This window comes from Rhodopirellula sp. MGV (assembly GCF_002251265.1).
Taxonomy (GTDB): domain Bacteria; phylum Planctomycetota; class Planctomycetia; order Pirellulales; family Pirellulaceae; genus Stieleria; species Stieleria baltica_A.
In genome coordinates, this window is record NZ_NPDI01000003.1 from 1 (window position 1) to 13,092 (window position 13,092).

The following is a 13,092-nucleotide window of genomic DNA, read 5'->3' on the forward strand; positions in this document are numbered from 1 at the left end:
CGCCGGTGACCTCACCGACAAACAGCCTTTGCACGTCAAAACAAAGGACGTGTGGATAGATCGCGAAAAGGTGTGGACCACCGAAGAAGTCGACATGGCCCTGGGTGCGGCAACGATGACGTGGGCGACTGGTAGGACGAAGATTTTGCCGTCGCCAATTTGGCCAGCCGAACCGGTCAACGCCTTGCGTGAAATGGCATCGATGACTTCTTCGAGTTGATCTTCGCTGACCATGATTTCGATCACGACTTTTCGCAACAAGTCGACTTTGTATTCGTTTCCGCGAAAGAGAGCCGTTTGACCGCGTTGGCGACCGTATCCCATCGCGTCACAAATCGTCAAGTCTTCGACGTTCAGCTCGCGAAGTGCGTCACGAACGCTGGACAACTTAGTCGGTTGAATGATGGCGACGACGACACGCATGTTTGATCGAAAGCGTTAAGGGGAAAAGGTCGTATCCGTTTCGCTCATCATAACCGGTTGTCCGCTGTTTGCCGAGCGATCGAGTTGTTCTAGAACTCGTTGGGTTGTCACGGAAAGCTGGTTGTATTCGTCCAGCGGTTGGTCACCGATGAGTGTTTCGATCATTCGTGGTTCTTGTCGATCCGCAATTTCGTTCGCGGTCACGCTTCCTTTGGCGTCGTGGATCCAGAACCGCGTCGGTCGCTCCAACCAGGGGCGTGTGAAGTCGTCGCAGATCAATGAGGCTTCCGAGCCGGCGACTTCGAACCATTTTCGTGTGGCTGTGTCGTAGCCAACCGAAAGGCTGGCGGTGATGTTATCAGCGAACCATAGCGTTCCGACGGTACGAATTGGCACGTCGTTTTCGGTGACGGTATGATCGGCGAAAACGCGTGTCGGCGCGGACTGGGCCATGATGCAGGCGAGGCTGACGGCATACCAACCGAGATCCAGCAGGCACCCTCCGCCGAGTGACTTGTCCAGCCGGTGCTCACCCGCTTGGAACGGTCGGTAGAATGAAACGGCCGCGGAGATGTGCCCGAGTTGGCCGAGTTCACCACGGCGCACAATGTCTCGCATCTCGACCGTCCGGCGATGATGAAAGTACGCGGTGGCGTCCAACCAACGGACGCCTTCTTCGGCGCAAACACGAGCGATCTGCTCGGCTTCGTCGCCGCTTATGGCCAAGGGCTTTTCGCAAAGAATTGTTTTCTTGGCGCGGGCGGCCGCAATGCACCACTGTGCGTGAAGTGACGGCGGCAGCGACACATAAACCGCATCCACATCGTCGCGTTGCAAGAGTTGCTCGTAGCCTTCGACGGCGGCAGCGATTCCATATTGCGAAGCAAACCAATCAGCACGCTCTTTTTGGCGACTGGCAATCGCGGTGACGGTTACGGTATCGGTGGATTGTAAATCGGCGACCAGTCGACGTGTGATACGGCCGGTACCGATGATTCCGAATCGAGTCATGCGAGTTGACGAGCGTCCGAGGAGCGGGAATGTGAGTGCTTGGGAGTGGAATGATGACTTCGACGAGAGACGTCAATCAGACCGGGACCGGGATCGACTGCAACAATCGCGTGATCAGGTCTTCGACGACTTGGCGAGACGATTGGCTGGCGAAGTCGTCGACCAAGACGCGGTGGGACAAGACGCTGGTGGCAAGCGATTTGATATCGTCGGGGATGACATAGTCACGGTTTTCGGTGATCGCCCGGGCTTGGCAGCCTCTATAAAAACTGAGTGCCGCTCGCGTGCTGACGCCCAATCGAAAGTCGCCACTGGTGCGTGTCGCATGAACGATTTGCAGTAGATAGTCCTCGAGCGATTCATCGAAGCGGACACGTCGAACGGCAGCTTGAGCTTGCAAGATATCGTCGGTACCGACCACGTTCTTGATCGAGTCGACCGGTTCGCCATCGCGGTGTGATTGCAACACTTTACGTTCGCTTTCTGGTTCCGGATAACCAATGCTGGTCCGCATCAAGAATCGGTCCATCTGGCTTTCCGGCAGCACGTAGGTCCCTTCGAATTCGTAGGGGTTTTGTGTGGCAACAACGATGAACGGTTTTGGCAACTCGTAGGTTTTGCCGTCCACGCTGACCTGGCCATCACTCATCGCTTCTAGCAACGCTGATTGCGTCCGTGGCGGGGCGCGGTTGATTTCGTCGGCCAGCACCACATTGGCAAAAATTGGTCCCGGGGTGAATTGGAACTTTTTTTCGTCGCTGCGGTAAATCGAACTTCCCGTGATGTCGCTTGGCAACAAATCGGGTGTGAATTGGATCCGGTTAAAATCGGTATCAATGCTGCCAGCCAACGCTTTTGCGGCGAGCGTTTTCCCTACACCAGGGACATCCTCAAGTAAGAGGTGCTCTCCGGCCAGCAGAGTTAAGACGATCGAGCGAATCGCTTCACTTTTCCCCAGCATCACCGATTCCATGTTTTCACGGAGGCGGCGTGCGGTCTCGTAAGCTTGCTCCATCGTTTGTAAAACAAGATTGGGAATGAAAGGACGAATGAACAGTCTGACATGTTAGCCTACGGTCCCGTGAGGGCGGAACCCAACGTCTGACAGCATTCTCGACGAGCTGTTACCCCTCCGCGGAACTGCACTTTTTGTACGAAACACCGGTTTCCATCGATGCCAAACAATAAACGTCGTTCTCAGAAGAAAGCGGAGAACGAATCACGACAATCCATGAAAGGCCTGCGGATATCCGGCGGACTGGTGGCGGCCGGATTTTTGATTGCGGTCACGGCACAGTACTTTGCGCCGGACTTTGACCACCAGAACGCCAACCTGATCAGTTTGGCCGCAATCGCGTTGCCCACGCTGTTCCTGCTGATCACGATCTACCGAGCGGAATGGGGCGGAGGCCATCGACTGCGACTGCCGGCATTGATCCTTGTCGTGCTGGTCGGCTTGGGAATCTGCTATCGCTTCGAAGGTTTCAGCGGAACGATGGTTCCACAGTTCAGTTATCGGTTTGGTAATTCCAGCGATTTCGAATTAGAAACCCTAGAAACCACCGAGCAAGCGGATCCAGAAGGTATGCCGACCGACGACTTGCACCTCGCGTTCGAATCTCCACAGTTCCTGGGGCCGAATCGTAACGGCGTCTATGGGGAACGTGTTTTCGACATCCCGTCTGACCCCCAAGAAGTAAAAACAGTTTGGTCACATGGCATCGGCCAAGGCTGGTCGTCTTTCGCGGTCTCCGGGGAATACGCGGTCACACTTGAACAGCGTGACGAAAAAGAATGCTTGACATGTTATCGATTGGCCGATGGCGACTTGGTCTGGATGGTGCAAAACGATGGGTCTCATTACAACGCGTTGGGCGGGACGGGGCCACGCTCCACTCCGACAATCGTCGATGGTCGTGTTTATGCCTCCACGCCGACGGGAAAACTCTTGTGTGTCGACTTCGGCAATGGTGATGTGATTTGGAAACAAGACCTGTTTGCGATGGCGGGTTGGGATCAAGTGGCGTTCGAAATAGCCGCGCCATGGGGTTACGCACCGTCGCCGTTGATTGTCAATGATCAGTGCGTGGTACCGTTAGGCGGTCCGATCGATGGTGAAAAGTCCGCGTCGCTGATCGCGCTCGATGTAGCGACGGGCGAGGTTGTCTGGAAGGCCGGTGAAGACCAGTTGAGCTATGCGTCACCGATGTTGATGACGTTCGACGGTGTCCAGCAAATCGTTTCAGTTAACGAAAAAACGGTGACCGGTCACTCGCTTGCTGGCGGAGAAGTGTTATGGGAATTTGACTGGCCAGGATCGACAAATACGGGTGCAACTTGCGCGGCGGCGGTGTATGTCGAACGAGATCGCGTCTTGGTTGGCAAAGGGTACGGCGGAGGCAGCGCCCTGGTGCAAATCAAACACGACGACGGAGGCTGGTCGACGGAGGATGTTTGGCGATCGAATCGCGTCTTGAAAACGAAATTCAATCACACCTGCGTTCAAGATCAAACCGGCTTCGGAATCAACAACGGTTCTTTGCAAGCGGTGGATTTGGAAAAGCCCAAGGCCGATTGGACACAGCCCCGTGGAAGCCGTTGTGGTGAAGGCCAATGTGTTTTGGTCGGGGACGTATTGGTTGTCCAAGACGAACAGGGCGATGTGGTCTTTGTCAGTGCGAACAAAGACCAATACATGGAATTACTGCGTTTGGATGCGTTGGATTCAAAGACATGGAACATTCCGACAGTCGCCGGCCGATTTGTCTTGGTGCGGAACGATCGACAAGCGATTTGCTTCGAGATGCCAGCGATCAACATGATCCCTCAGGAAGTCCTTGATCAGTCTTTCGAATTTCTAAACGAGAACGCCGATTCGAAAACGGAAGAACCATTGAACGGGGTGAGCAACACGACCGAGCCTATCGATACGGATGTTGCGGAAGAAGCCGCCAGAGAATAGCAAAGCAGACGCCTTACGCAGAAATTGAAATGACGAGTGCGATCGCTGACGATCGACCGAGCAAGCTACCTTGGCTGTTTGGCCCATGGGCTGACTTGGCAACCTTTGGCGGAAGCTGTCTGTTGGCGATCGTGTTCCTAGCGATCGGTGGCATGCTGGGGGTGTTGCACAGTGACACGCCCGAATGGACTTGGGTCATCGCAATCTTGTTGATCGACGTCGCACACGTTTATGCGACCGGATTCCGAGTCTACTTTGATCAGACAGAACTGCGACGGCGGCCCTGGTTATACGGGCTCACTCCGATCCTGGCTTTTGCGGTTAGTTGGGCAGTCTATAGCGAAAGTGCCACGTTGTTTTGGCGATGCCTTGCCTACCTCGCCGTCTTTCACTTTATCCGTCAACAATACGGCTGGGTCGCTCTCTATCGTCGCAAAGCGAATGAGCGATCACGGGCTGGTAAGTGGATCGACAGCATGGCGATCTACCTAGCGACGATCTATCCGTTGGTGTACTGGCACTGTCACCTTCCTCGCGGATTTTGGTGGTTCCAAGAAGATGACTTTGCCAGTTTGAATAGGGATTGGTCGGCGTGGTTGGCGCCGGTGTATTGGTCCAGCTTGTTGGCCTATTCGGCACGCTCGATCTACCGAGGAATCCTGTCGGGGCGTTGGAATCCTGGTAAGGATCTGGTCGTAGCGACAACAGCGCTGTGCTGGTACGTCGGAATTGTCTGGTTCAATTCCGACTATGCCTTTACGGTGACCAACGTGATCATCCACGGAATCCCCTACCTGGTGCTGGTTTATTGGTATCAGCAAACTAATCAAGAATCGAATTCGAAGTCTGGCAATTCAAGCCGAGCCATCTTTCGTCTGTCGCGTTTTCTTGGCTTGTTGTGGGTGCTGGCCTATGCCGAAGAGTTGCTTTGGGACCGTGGAGTCTGGCACGAGCGAGATTGGCTGTTTGGGGGATCCTGGTCAGCGGAATCATTGGACATGTTGATCGTTCCGCTGTTGGCAGTTCCCCAGATCACTCACTATGTCCTGGACGGTTTTATCTGGCGAAGGTCGTCGCATCGGTCCGTCGAAGCGATCGGGCGAGCGTGACAAACGAAGTTCATAGCGAGCGGAGTGCCAGTGTCCATGCGAGACAGACAACCAATAGAGCGGCGACTCCACCGGCCCATTGAAACGCCAAATTCATTCTTCGTTGATGCGAAATCTTGGTTGCGATAAAACCGATCGCTATCCCAGCAACAAATCCAAACACATGTGCCATCACGTCGGTGCGCTCGCCACCGACGCCCAGGAATGACAGCAGCATGATTCCACCCAAAATTGGTGTCCATTTGCGGTAACGATTTTGGCGACTGAAGGTTTGAAAGGCTTCGGCAACCATGATGCCCAACGCACCGAAAACCGCGGTCGACGCGCCGATGGATTGGTGGCCGGCGCCTTGGAAGTAGGCGTTCATCAGATTACCGAGGAACCCCGCGATCACGATCAGAATCCATGCAAGTCCGCCACCGAAGGACTGGCCAAGTAGAAAACCGAAGAAGCTTCCAAAGAGCAAGTTTGACGCGAGGTGTCCGATGTCGAGGTGCAACGTGAGTGCGGTCACACATCGATACCATTCGCCGGAAGTAACGTTTGCGGCAACGGATGTACCGATCTCGCTAAGGTTGACGCCGTATCCCCACGAAGCGGCCAGAGTGCTGATCGATCCGATCACAAAACAGTACACAAGCGAGCCCCAAGCCGCACCCGGAACGATCCCTAGATGAGGTGTTTCGACAGTGCGAGATTGGTTCTCGGAGCGGTAATCTTGAAGTTCCTCGATCGCGTGTTCGCTGTCGTCGGGGCGAACGAGCAATTGCCATCCGCCGTTCTTCTGAATCGTTTGCGTCGGGATGCCCGCTGCGGCAAGTACCAGTCGGTGTTCTTTGATTTGCTTAAAGTCGCCAGCGCTGAATACTGGAGTCGTCATCGTCGCGTTCCCTCGTTTTAACGCCGGATCCGAATCATCCAACATGGTTGACCAACCTTGAATTCAATATTGCCGACGGAACTCACACAGACCTTAAGCGATCACGCCGACTTTGCGGGGTGGGTCGTGTTTGGCTCGTTCGTCGTCTTTCTAGGTGGCATGTTGATTGTGCCGTGGCTCGTCATCCGAATGCCGCCGGATTACTTCATTCGGCCACGGGCTTCCGCAAGCTATACCCAGTGGCGGTATCCGATCTTTCGGTGGATCGTGAAGGTCGCCAAAAATATTTTCGGCGTGATCTTGCTGATCTTGGGAATCGCAATGCTGGTTTTGCCCGGTCAGGGGTTATTGACCATGGCGGCTGGCATCCTGTTGATGGATTTTCCAGGAAAACGGCGATTCGAACGATGGTTGGTCCGACGGCCAGCGATTTTGCGTTCGGCTAATTGGATGCGAAGGCGTGCAGGCCGAATCCCACTGCAAGTCCGCTAAGGATCTCGCCGCAGGTCACTGACGTCGCCCATCAACTTGTTAGCGAAGAACGTTCGCCACATGGCTTCGTCGTAACGGTAATCCGCTTCCGGCGCGATTTCTTTTAACAGTGCGAGCGCATCGGCATTTTGCTGGTACTCGATTTTTTCTTGCGGCTTGCCACCCATATTCATTCCCATCCCACCGGTGCTGCTGCGTCCGACTTGCATCGATGGTCCTGGCGGCGCGATGGTTCGATATTCCGTCGTCAATGCGTTGACATAGTCTTCCCATAGCTCAGGGTCGGGAAAATACATCAGCGCTCGCAGCGCGGCGGTGATGTCGGCGGGTTTTGTTTTCGGATTGCGGAGGACTTGTAAGTATGTCGCGACCGCAGACGACGCGCCGTAGCTTTGTAAGTGATGCAACGCTTCGCCGCGAAGGACACTGTCGGGTTCGAACATGCCGCATTCAACCAATGCCGCAACGGCGCCCATGTTCTTGAACGCTGCGAGTTTGTCCAAGTAAATCCTACGCAAGGCCGGAGAATCGGCGGAGGAACCACGCGAGTCTTTCAAGGCTTCGGCGAAAGCAGTCGTGGCTAGCGGGTCGTCGATTGCTTTGAGTGTTTCCAGAGCTTCAGGCGAACGTTTGTTGTTGCGAAGGATCGCGGTCCGTAGTTTTGTCAGTTCCGTTTTCCAGCGGTTTGTTTCGCTGCGGGCCTCGTCTTGTGCTTCCAGACGTAGATAAACTTCTGGGACTTGCCAGCCCTTGGAGGTTTCGATCAGACCGCGTTGACGCTGGAGGTCTTCGAAGCGAACCCATTCGTTTCCGTCTTTGACATACTGCAAAGCCGCTCGCGCCTTGCTGTGATTCGGGTCCAACTCGACGGCGCGGCGAAAGTGATAATCGCATTGAGCGCTCAAATGATGCGCTTTGCACTGACGCGCGAACTCGTAATGTGCTTCCGCGTCGTTTGGAAGCTTGGCCAGCTCGGCGCGGTACCACTGCAATTCTTCGTCGTCTTCTTGGATCGTCTTGCGAACACGCACCCGCGGCACGGCGACTTTGAGGTCCGGATCGATCTCGACGATAACCGGTCGTCGACCATCTTCGCCTTCACGTAAGATTTTGCCGTCGATCGTCGCTCCGCCTAATAGCTCGACGGTGTCCGCGTGAACCGAGGCAATACTCGGCCCGGCAACCATAGAAGTCAGCCCCAGCAAAGATGCGACCAGCCGCCCGGTGATTTTTCTGCTGGCTGTCTTTTGGCGGCGATCGAAGGAATAAGCCATCAGAAATCCAATGCGAAGAAAAGGAGTGGTCCCGGAGTCGTGCCGAACATGACGTCAGCAGGCTGTGACAAAAGTAGGCCTGGTGTCAGCGAACGCTCGATTTCACGCCGCGCCCGGTCACTCAATTGTAGCCTGAAACGAAGAATCGGCTCACGTCATCCAGAATCCCAGTCGATATCAAACTTGACTAACTCGATCAGGTTTGTATTATTCCTCGCGCGGCGGTCGGAGAAGCAGTCTTTTTCCGGCCGTTGACCTAGCCAGACCACGATTTAATCAGGACGAATTACGATGTTGCCGGTGCTTGAACCTGGCGAACCGCAAGACGACGGGCCCCAGGGGGCGTTGGCAGCGGATCCACCGCTGCACCCTACCGATGAGCTGTTGGCAGAATTGGCGGAGCATAGTGCTCGGCTTGAAACCGCGACTCCACAGGAGATTCTGCGTTTTGCGGTCGAGCGTTTCGCACCGCGTTTTTCGATGGCGACGGCGTTTGGTCCCGAGGGCATGACGATCATTCACATGTTGAGTGAGATCGCGCCGGAGACTCCGATTTTCAATTTGGAGACCGGCTATCAGTTCAAGGAAACCCTGGAACTGCGAGAGCGTGTCAAAGAACGCTATGGAATTGAGGTCGAGTTCAAGTATCCCAGCACGACCGTCGCCGAGTACGAGGCGGCCAACGGCGGTCCGGTCTATAAGACGGAACCTAATCGCTGCTGCAACGATCGCAAATTGACGGTGCTTCGAGAATCAGCGAAAGGTCTGCATGCCTGGGCGAGCGCGATTCGACGCGATCAGAGCCCGGACCGCGCAAAGGCCCCGATCGTTGGTTGGGACAAGAAATTCCAGTTGGTCAAAGTCAGCCCGCTCGCCAATTGGTCAAAAAGCGATGTGTGGAAGTTGATCATGGACAACGACATCCCGTACAACGCCTTGCACGACCAGGGATATCCTAGTGTGGGGTGCTGGCCATGTACCCGAGCGACACAGCTTGGCGAAGACGAACGTGCGGGCCGATGGAGCGGATTTCAGAAGACCGAGTGCGGTCTACACAATTAGCACCGGAGATCAGCGATGCTCGTGTCCGCCCGTGTGCACTACGCTTCGATCGCGCTCGCCGAACTGGCCCGCTGTCAATCGAACGTCGCGCCCGTTGCTGTCCGTGAAATCACGGCAAAGCATGACATTCCCGGGCCCTTTTTGGTGCAGATTCTGCAAGCACTCCGTAGCGCCGGTTGGGTGCAAAGCATCCGTGGCAGCCAGGGTGGATACCGCTTGATTGCGGACCCGGCTGAATTGACGTTGCTGGAAATCGCAGACGCAATTGGCTGTGCCGAAACAAGCTGTGGCAAAGAGAACGGTCCCGACCAAAAAACGTTGCTCGAGCGCGAATTGCAGGGCACTTGGGATCGCGCTAGCGATGCCTGGCGGCGAGTCTTGGGCGGCATCACACTTGCCGAGATCGTCGAGCGTGCATCGGCAGACGACGGCACGATGTTTTACATCTGAGTGTGCTCAATTTGAGCCCATTTTACGACCTGGACGTTGATAGCACGTGTTCTTGTGGCGTGCGGAAGGTTTTCCTTCAATGAAAGCGTTTTCTCTTGGACGCTGTTCAGGCTGCACAACCCGCACACCTTTTGCGGCTTTCGTAAAATTCGACGCTGGTAACGGTTGCAAGGCTTTCACGGCTAACTAGCGTGAGGTGTTGGTTGGGGGGAACTCTCAAACAAACATCAATTGCAACAGGCCAGAACATCATGAAACGCATCGCGCTTGCGTTTGCCGCATTGGCAATCGCTTTCAGCAGTGTCGAATCGGCGTCCGCAGCGTCGCCATTCGGCTATCCCTTCGTTCCGTTTGGATTTTACCAGCCCTATGGGGCCCAGTACGGTTCCAGCATGCCGACGCCCCCGTACTTCGCACTCAATCCGCCGGTTTACTACGGTGCACGCCATGCACGTCCATACGGCATGAGTCCTTTCGCGTCACCACCGATGGTCACCGCCGGAAATGACTACCGCGGTCGTCTTCGCAGCGAATTTGTTTACAGCGACTATGAAAAGCCTGTCGACACCAGCTGCAATCCCTGCATCAGCCACGCGAAACCGGTTCCCCAAGCGACGTTGGGTGCGATTAAGAACAATCCCTTTGTCACGGAAACGAAGATCGCACAGAAATAGTGCGACTGCGATTTAGAGAGAAAGATCGAGATGCCCACTGTTGTTGAAACGTGGGCATTTTTGTTTGGTGCCTGGAGTGCGCCGAACCGGCTTTGGGGAGGTCAGCGGCGAAGAGTTTTAAACGTCAAGGCGCTCGTTTAACGCGACGGCACTGGACCTTGGGTCAAGCGTGCGACTTCGGTGATGAAGTCTTTTGCGGTATGAAACTCTTGGTAGACGCTAGCAAAACGGATGTAGGCGACTTCGTCGAGTTTCGATAAGTGCCCCATCACGATCTCGCCGACTTCTTTGGCCGGGATCTCTGTTTCGTAGTCGTTGTAGATATGTGACTCGATCGACTGCACGAGTTGCTCGATGCGTTCGCTGGAGACAGGCCGTTTTGAGCAAGCGCGTTCGATCCCACGACGAATTTTTTCACGGTCGAGCGGTTCACGGGTGTTATCACGTTTGACGACCCGAAGCGTTTGCTGTTCGATCTTCTCGACCGTTCCAAAACGGCGACCGCAGTTACTGCAGGTCCGTTTTCGTCGGATCATGTAGCCCCCTTCGGCGGCCCGGGTATCAATGACGCGATCGTCGTCGCAGTGGCAATATGGGCAGCGCATGGAAACTCTTTTGTCCGGAGGCAGAGAACTGTGTTAACAATGTCCAAAAAAACAAAGAAAATACAAGTCCGCCAATGTTCCGCGCTGTCGCCCAAGTGAACGGGCCAGCAGAACGATTGGTGCTGTTTTGGTGATCCGAATCGTCGTGATGCTGCCACCGCGAGGGGGTTTTTCGTCGGGGACGTGATTGGTCAAACTCGGCTGAGCCCATTTGGGCCATTCGATCGTTTATGTGATAGACTGGACCACCCACCAGGACGGTGAGAGGCGATGTGGAGGCGTTCCGTAGGCGGAATGCACGCAATCGTTGTTCACGCGGTGTGCGACAGCACCGACTGATCTCATCTGTTTGACCAATTCAATGGAGCGAGCGACACACGTGGCACTTTGGTTTCTGCAACGATTGGAAGGCAATGTCAAATCCGAAGTCGGGCCGATGCAACCGCGCGAATTACTCGCGTTGGTCCGACGAGGCGAGATCAAGCCAGAGACGATGTTGCGCAAAGACGATTCTGCTTGGTTCCCTGCAAGCGAAGTCGGCGGACTGTTCGAAGCGGCCTATCGTCCGGAAATCAATTACTACTGTCCTTCTTGCGGAAAGCAGATTTCGCAGCCGCCGGTGACCTGTGCGAATTGTTTACATGACGTCGGTGCAAAGGAAGCACGCGAGGTCAAGCAAGCGATCAAAGCGATTCCCAGTGACCCAAAGGTTGCCAAGCAATCGAGTGCTGATGATGGCCAGCGGAGTGTGCAGAGCTGGTTGCGAAACAAGGTCGCGCGTAAACAAAAATAGCCGCGGGCTTCTTTCCAATTCAGGTCCGAAGCCAGCGGCTACTGGGTGACGTTAAACGCGGGCGGCTCAGCCCGCGAAGTCGGTTAGAACTTCAGCTCTGCTCCGACCGAAACACCAAGGTAGAAGATATCATCAAATTCGACCTTCGTGCCCAAGTATCTTGAGACACTGTAATCGACTTGTCCGGTAGCGGTCGCGACGTCGGAAAGGTACCACATCTCGCCCATCGCACGAATGGTCAGGATCTCGCCGAGTTGGTAACGCATCCCCAATCCGAGTTCAAAGAACCCGCCGAACTCTTCGTCATCACGAACGTTGTGAATCAAACTGTTTCCGGTGTTGCTCAAACGTACGTTCGATTCGGCAAAGTTGATGTAGGCACCGACACGACCACGGAAGTCTGTGTAGAGGTGTGGTCGAACGGGATACATTAAGTCCAGTCCCGCTTGCAAGGCGGCAATGGAGTTTTCTGGGCGACTGGTCAAGTCGGCGTAGGATCCCGCCGTTTGTTTTTCACTGGTGTAGATCAAGTCTTCTTCGATGCGAATGAACTTGCCGCCGAAGAGAACCTTGGCAACGTCCCAGCCAACCATCGTGCGGTTCAGTTCTGCACTCCAGTAGTCACTGTTGTAAGACAGTGTTTGCAGGCTCGCGTCGGTAAACGGATCGATCGCGTCCGTCGCATCGGTATCGGATCCGTAAAGGACCGTGTTCAGATTGTTTGCGGCATCCGCGGCGACCAGATAGCGATCTGATTCGATCGGTCCGGTAAACGTGAACTCATAACCGTTGACGCAGTTCGGCAGGCTGCCGATGGTGATGCGTGGCGCGAGTTGAAGTTCAAAGTCGTCGAGTTCTTGGTTGCGAATCAAGCTGTATCCGTCGTTCCCGGTACGTTGAACGTAGACGGCTTCGGCGTTCACATACCAGTATGGATCACAAGGCGTGCCGCAAGGGTTCGCCAGCGGGAAGTTGCCGCAGGAATTGCACCCGCCATAGCAGCTTGGCTGGTTGCACGAGCGACAGCCGAATCCGACTTGCTGGATTTGGCCGTAGTTCGCATCGGCCGCGTCACCGACGATCGATTGGACCGCGTGTGAAATCGAACCGGGAGCCATTCGCGGCGAGCCAAGGTCGGCGGCGGTTTGGACGGCCGACGCTTGGACGACCTGAGTTTCTGGTCCCCATTGAGCGCTGGTCAGCATTCCGGATGGCGAACCTTGTGCTGAGGCATCTCCGCCGCCGAAAGCAACCACGGCGGCTGCGGCAGCGATCGTCATCACTCGAACGCGAGAGCGCCGCATGACGGAGTGGATCAGACGGATGTTCATGTCGAACCTCGTTGACAAAATCGGGG

14 protein-coding genes are annotated in these 13,092 nt (G+C 55.2%); 7 read left to right on the top strand and 7 right to left on the bottom strand.

Translation table 11 applies throughout. The features are described 5' to 3' along the window. The 3 genes from CGZ80_RS01645 to CGZ80_RS01655 form a co-directional block, all read right to left on the bottom strand. On the bottom strand, positions 1–423 hold a 423-nt coding region (locus CGZ80_RS01645), incomplete at its 3' end, for a P-II family nitrogen regulator (protein WP_143543692.1). A 15-nt stretch (positions 424–438) separates the two neighbouring features. Beyond that, positions 439–1,434 carry a Gfo/Idh/MocA family protein gene (locus CGZ80_RS01650; RefSeq protein WP_094411041.1) on the bottom strand — a complete coding sequence of 332 codons (996 nt, stop codon included), beginning with the start codon at positions 1,432–1,434 and terminating at the stop codon, positions 439–441. A 76-nt stretch (positions 1,435–1,510) separates the two neighbouring features. After that, positions 1,511–2,407: an AAA family ATPase gene (locus tag CGZ80_RS01655; protein ID WP_094411110.1), complete on the bottom strand. Its 897-nt coding sequence runs from the start codon at positions 2,405–2,407 to the stop codon at positions 1,511–1,513. Between the two features lie 201 nt (positions 2,408–2,608). On the opposite strand from CGZ80_RS01655, the gene CGZ80_RS01660 reads away from it, so the two are divergent. Both CGZ80_RS01660 and CGZ80_RS01665 read left to right on the top strand, forming a co-directional pair. Next, a complete protein-coding gene (locus tag CGZ80_RS01660) occupies positions 2,609–4,396 on the top strand; it encodes a PQQ-binding-like beta-propeller repeat protein (protein WP_094411042.1) in 1,788 nt (595 codons plus the stop codon). Positions 4,397–4,425: 29 nt separating this feature from the next. Beyond that, on the top strand, positions 4,426–5,505 hold the full coding sequence (locus CGZ80_RS01665) for a hypothetical protein (protein WP_094411043.1): 1,080 nt from the start codon (positions 4,426–4,428) through the stop codon (positions 5,503–5,505). A gap of 10 nt (positions 5,506–5,515) precedes the next feature. Here CGZ80_RS01665 and CGZ80_RS01670 read toward each other — a convergent pair whose 3' ends face one another. Further along, positions 5,516–6,385, bottom strand: a complete 870-nt coding sequence (locus tag CGZ80_RS01670; RefSeq protein WP_158222504.1) for a rhomboid family intramembrane serine protease — start codon at positions 6,383–6,385, stop codon at positions 5,516–5,518. Positions 6,386–6,442: 57 nt separating this feature from the next. Between CGZ80_RS01670 and CGZ80_RS01675 the strand changes: the two genes are divergently transcribed. Then, on the top strand, positions 6,443–6,877 hold the full coding sequence (locus CGZ80_RS01675; protein WP_198953604.1) for a PGPGW domain-containing protein: 435 nt from the start codon (positions 6,443–6,445) through the stop codon (positions 6,875–6,877). On the opposite strand, the gene CGZ80_RS01680 is transcribed toward CGZ80_RS01675, so the two are convergent. Continuing rightward, positions 6,874–8,151 carry a hypothetical protein gene (locus CGZ80_RS01680; protein WP_094411045.1) on the bottom strand — a complete coding sequence of 426 codons (1,278 nt, stop codon included), beginning with the start codon at positions 8,149–8,151 and terminating at the stop codon, positions 6,874–6,876. The genes CGZ80_RS01675 and CGZ80_RS01680 overlap by 4 nt on opposite strands. 291 nt (positions 8,152–8,442) lie before the next feature. Here CGZ80_RS01680 and CGZ80_RS01685 point away from each other — a divergent pair, with 291 nt between their 5' ends. The 3 genes from CGZ80_RS01685 to CGZ80_RS01695 all read left to right on the top strand — a co-directional run bounded on the left by CGZ80_RS01685 (position 8,443) and on the right by CGZ80_RS01695 (position 10,337). Next, positions 8,443–9,213, top strand: a complete 771-nt coding sequence (locus CGZ80_RS01685; protein ID WP_094411046.1) for a phosphoadenylyl-sulfate reductase — start codon at positions 8,443–8,445, stop codon at positions 9,211–9,213. Between the two features lie 15 nt (positions 9,214–9,228). Continuing rightward, positions 9,229–9,663, top strand: a complete 435-nt coding sequence (locus CGZ80_RS01690) for an RrF2 family transcriptional regulator (RefSeq protein WP_094411047.1) — start codon at positions 9,229–9,231, stop codon at positions 9,661–9,663. A gap of 251 nt (positions 9,664–9,914) precedes the next feature. Next, positions 9,915–10,337 (top strand): hypothetical protein, encoded by a 423-nt coding sequence (locus CGZ80_RS01695; protein WP_094411048.1) that lies wholly within the window; start codon positions 9,915–9,917, stop codon positions 10,335–10,337. Positions 10,338–10,474: 137 nt separating this feature from the next. Here CGZ80_RS01695 and nrdR read toward each other — a convergent pair whose 3' ends face one another. Beyond that, entirely contained in the window at positions 10,475–10,942 is a 468-nt protein-coding gene (nrdR, locus tag CGZ80_RS01700; RefSeq protein WP_094411049.1) for a transcriptional regulator NrdR, read from the bottom strand. Positions 10,943–11,321: 379 nt separating this feature from the next. On the opposite strand from nrdR, the gene CGZ80_RS01705 reads away from it, so the two are divergent. Further along, complete coding sequence (locus tag CGZ80_RS01705; RefSeq protein ID WP_146043121.1) at positions 11,322–11,735, top strand: GYF domain-containing protein; 414 nt, start codon at positions 11,322–11,324, stop codon at positions 11,733–11,735. Between the two features lie 83 nt (positions 11,736–11,818). On the opposite strand, the gene CGZ80_RS01710 is transcribed toward CGZ80_RS01705, so the two are convergent. Continuing rightward, positions 11,819–13,066 (bottom strand): hypothetical protein, encoded by a 1,248-nt coding sequence (locus CGZ80_RS01710; RefSeq protein WP_094411051.1) that lies wholly within the window; start codon positions 13,064–13,066, stop codon positions 11,819–11,821. Positions 13,067–13,092 lie beyond the last annotated feature (26 nt).

Excerpts from the sequence above, each read along its gene's own strand:
- CGZ80_RS01655 (WP_094411110.1), bottom strand. The coding sequence starts at position 2,407 with ATGGAATCGGTGATGCTGGGGAAAAGTGAAGCGATTCGCTCGATCGTC.
- CGZ80_RS01680 (WP_094411045.1), bottom strand. The coding sequence starts at position 8,151 with ATGGCTTATTCCTTCGATCGCCGCCAAAAGACAGCCAGCAGAAAAATC.
- CGZ80_RS01660 (WP_094411042.1), top strand. The coding sequence starts at position 2,609 with ATGCCAAACAATAAACGTCGTTCTCAGAAGAAAGCGGAGAACGAATCA.
- CGZ80_RS01670 (WP_158222504.1), bottom strand. The coding sequence starts at position 6,385 with ATGACGACTCCAGTATTCAGCGCTGGCGACTTTAAGCAAATCAAAGAA.
- CGZ80_RS01695 (WP_094411048.1), top strand. The coding sequence starts at position 9,915 with ATGAAACGCATCGCGCTTGCGTTTGCCGCATTGGCAATCGCTTTCAGC.
- CGZ80_RS01665 (WP_094411043.1), top strand. The coding sequence starts at position 4,426 with ATGACGAGTGCGATCGCTGACGATCGACCGAGCAAGCTACCTTGGCTG.
- CGZ80_RS01650 (WP_094411041.1), bottom strand. The coding sequence starts at position 1,434 with ATGACTCGATTCGGAATCATCGGTACCGGCCGTATCACACGTCGACTG.
- CGZ80_RS01690 (WP_094411047.1), top strand. The coding sequence starts at position 9,229 with ATGCTCGTGTCCGCCCGTGTGCACTACGCTTCGATCGCGCTCGCCGAA.
- CGZ80_RS01710 (WP_094411051.1), bottom strand. The coding sequence starts at position 13,066 with ATGAACATCCGTCTGATCCACTCCGTCATGCGGCGCTCTCGCGTTCGA.
- nrdR (WP_094411049.1), bottom strand. The coding sequence starts at position 10,942 with ATGCGCTGCCCATATTGCCACTGCGACGACGATCGCGTCATTGATACC.
- CGZ80_RS01685 (WP_094411046.1), top strand. The coding sequence starts at position 8,443 with ATGTTGCCGGTGCTTGAACCTGGCGAACCGCAAGACGACGGGCCCCAG.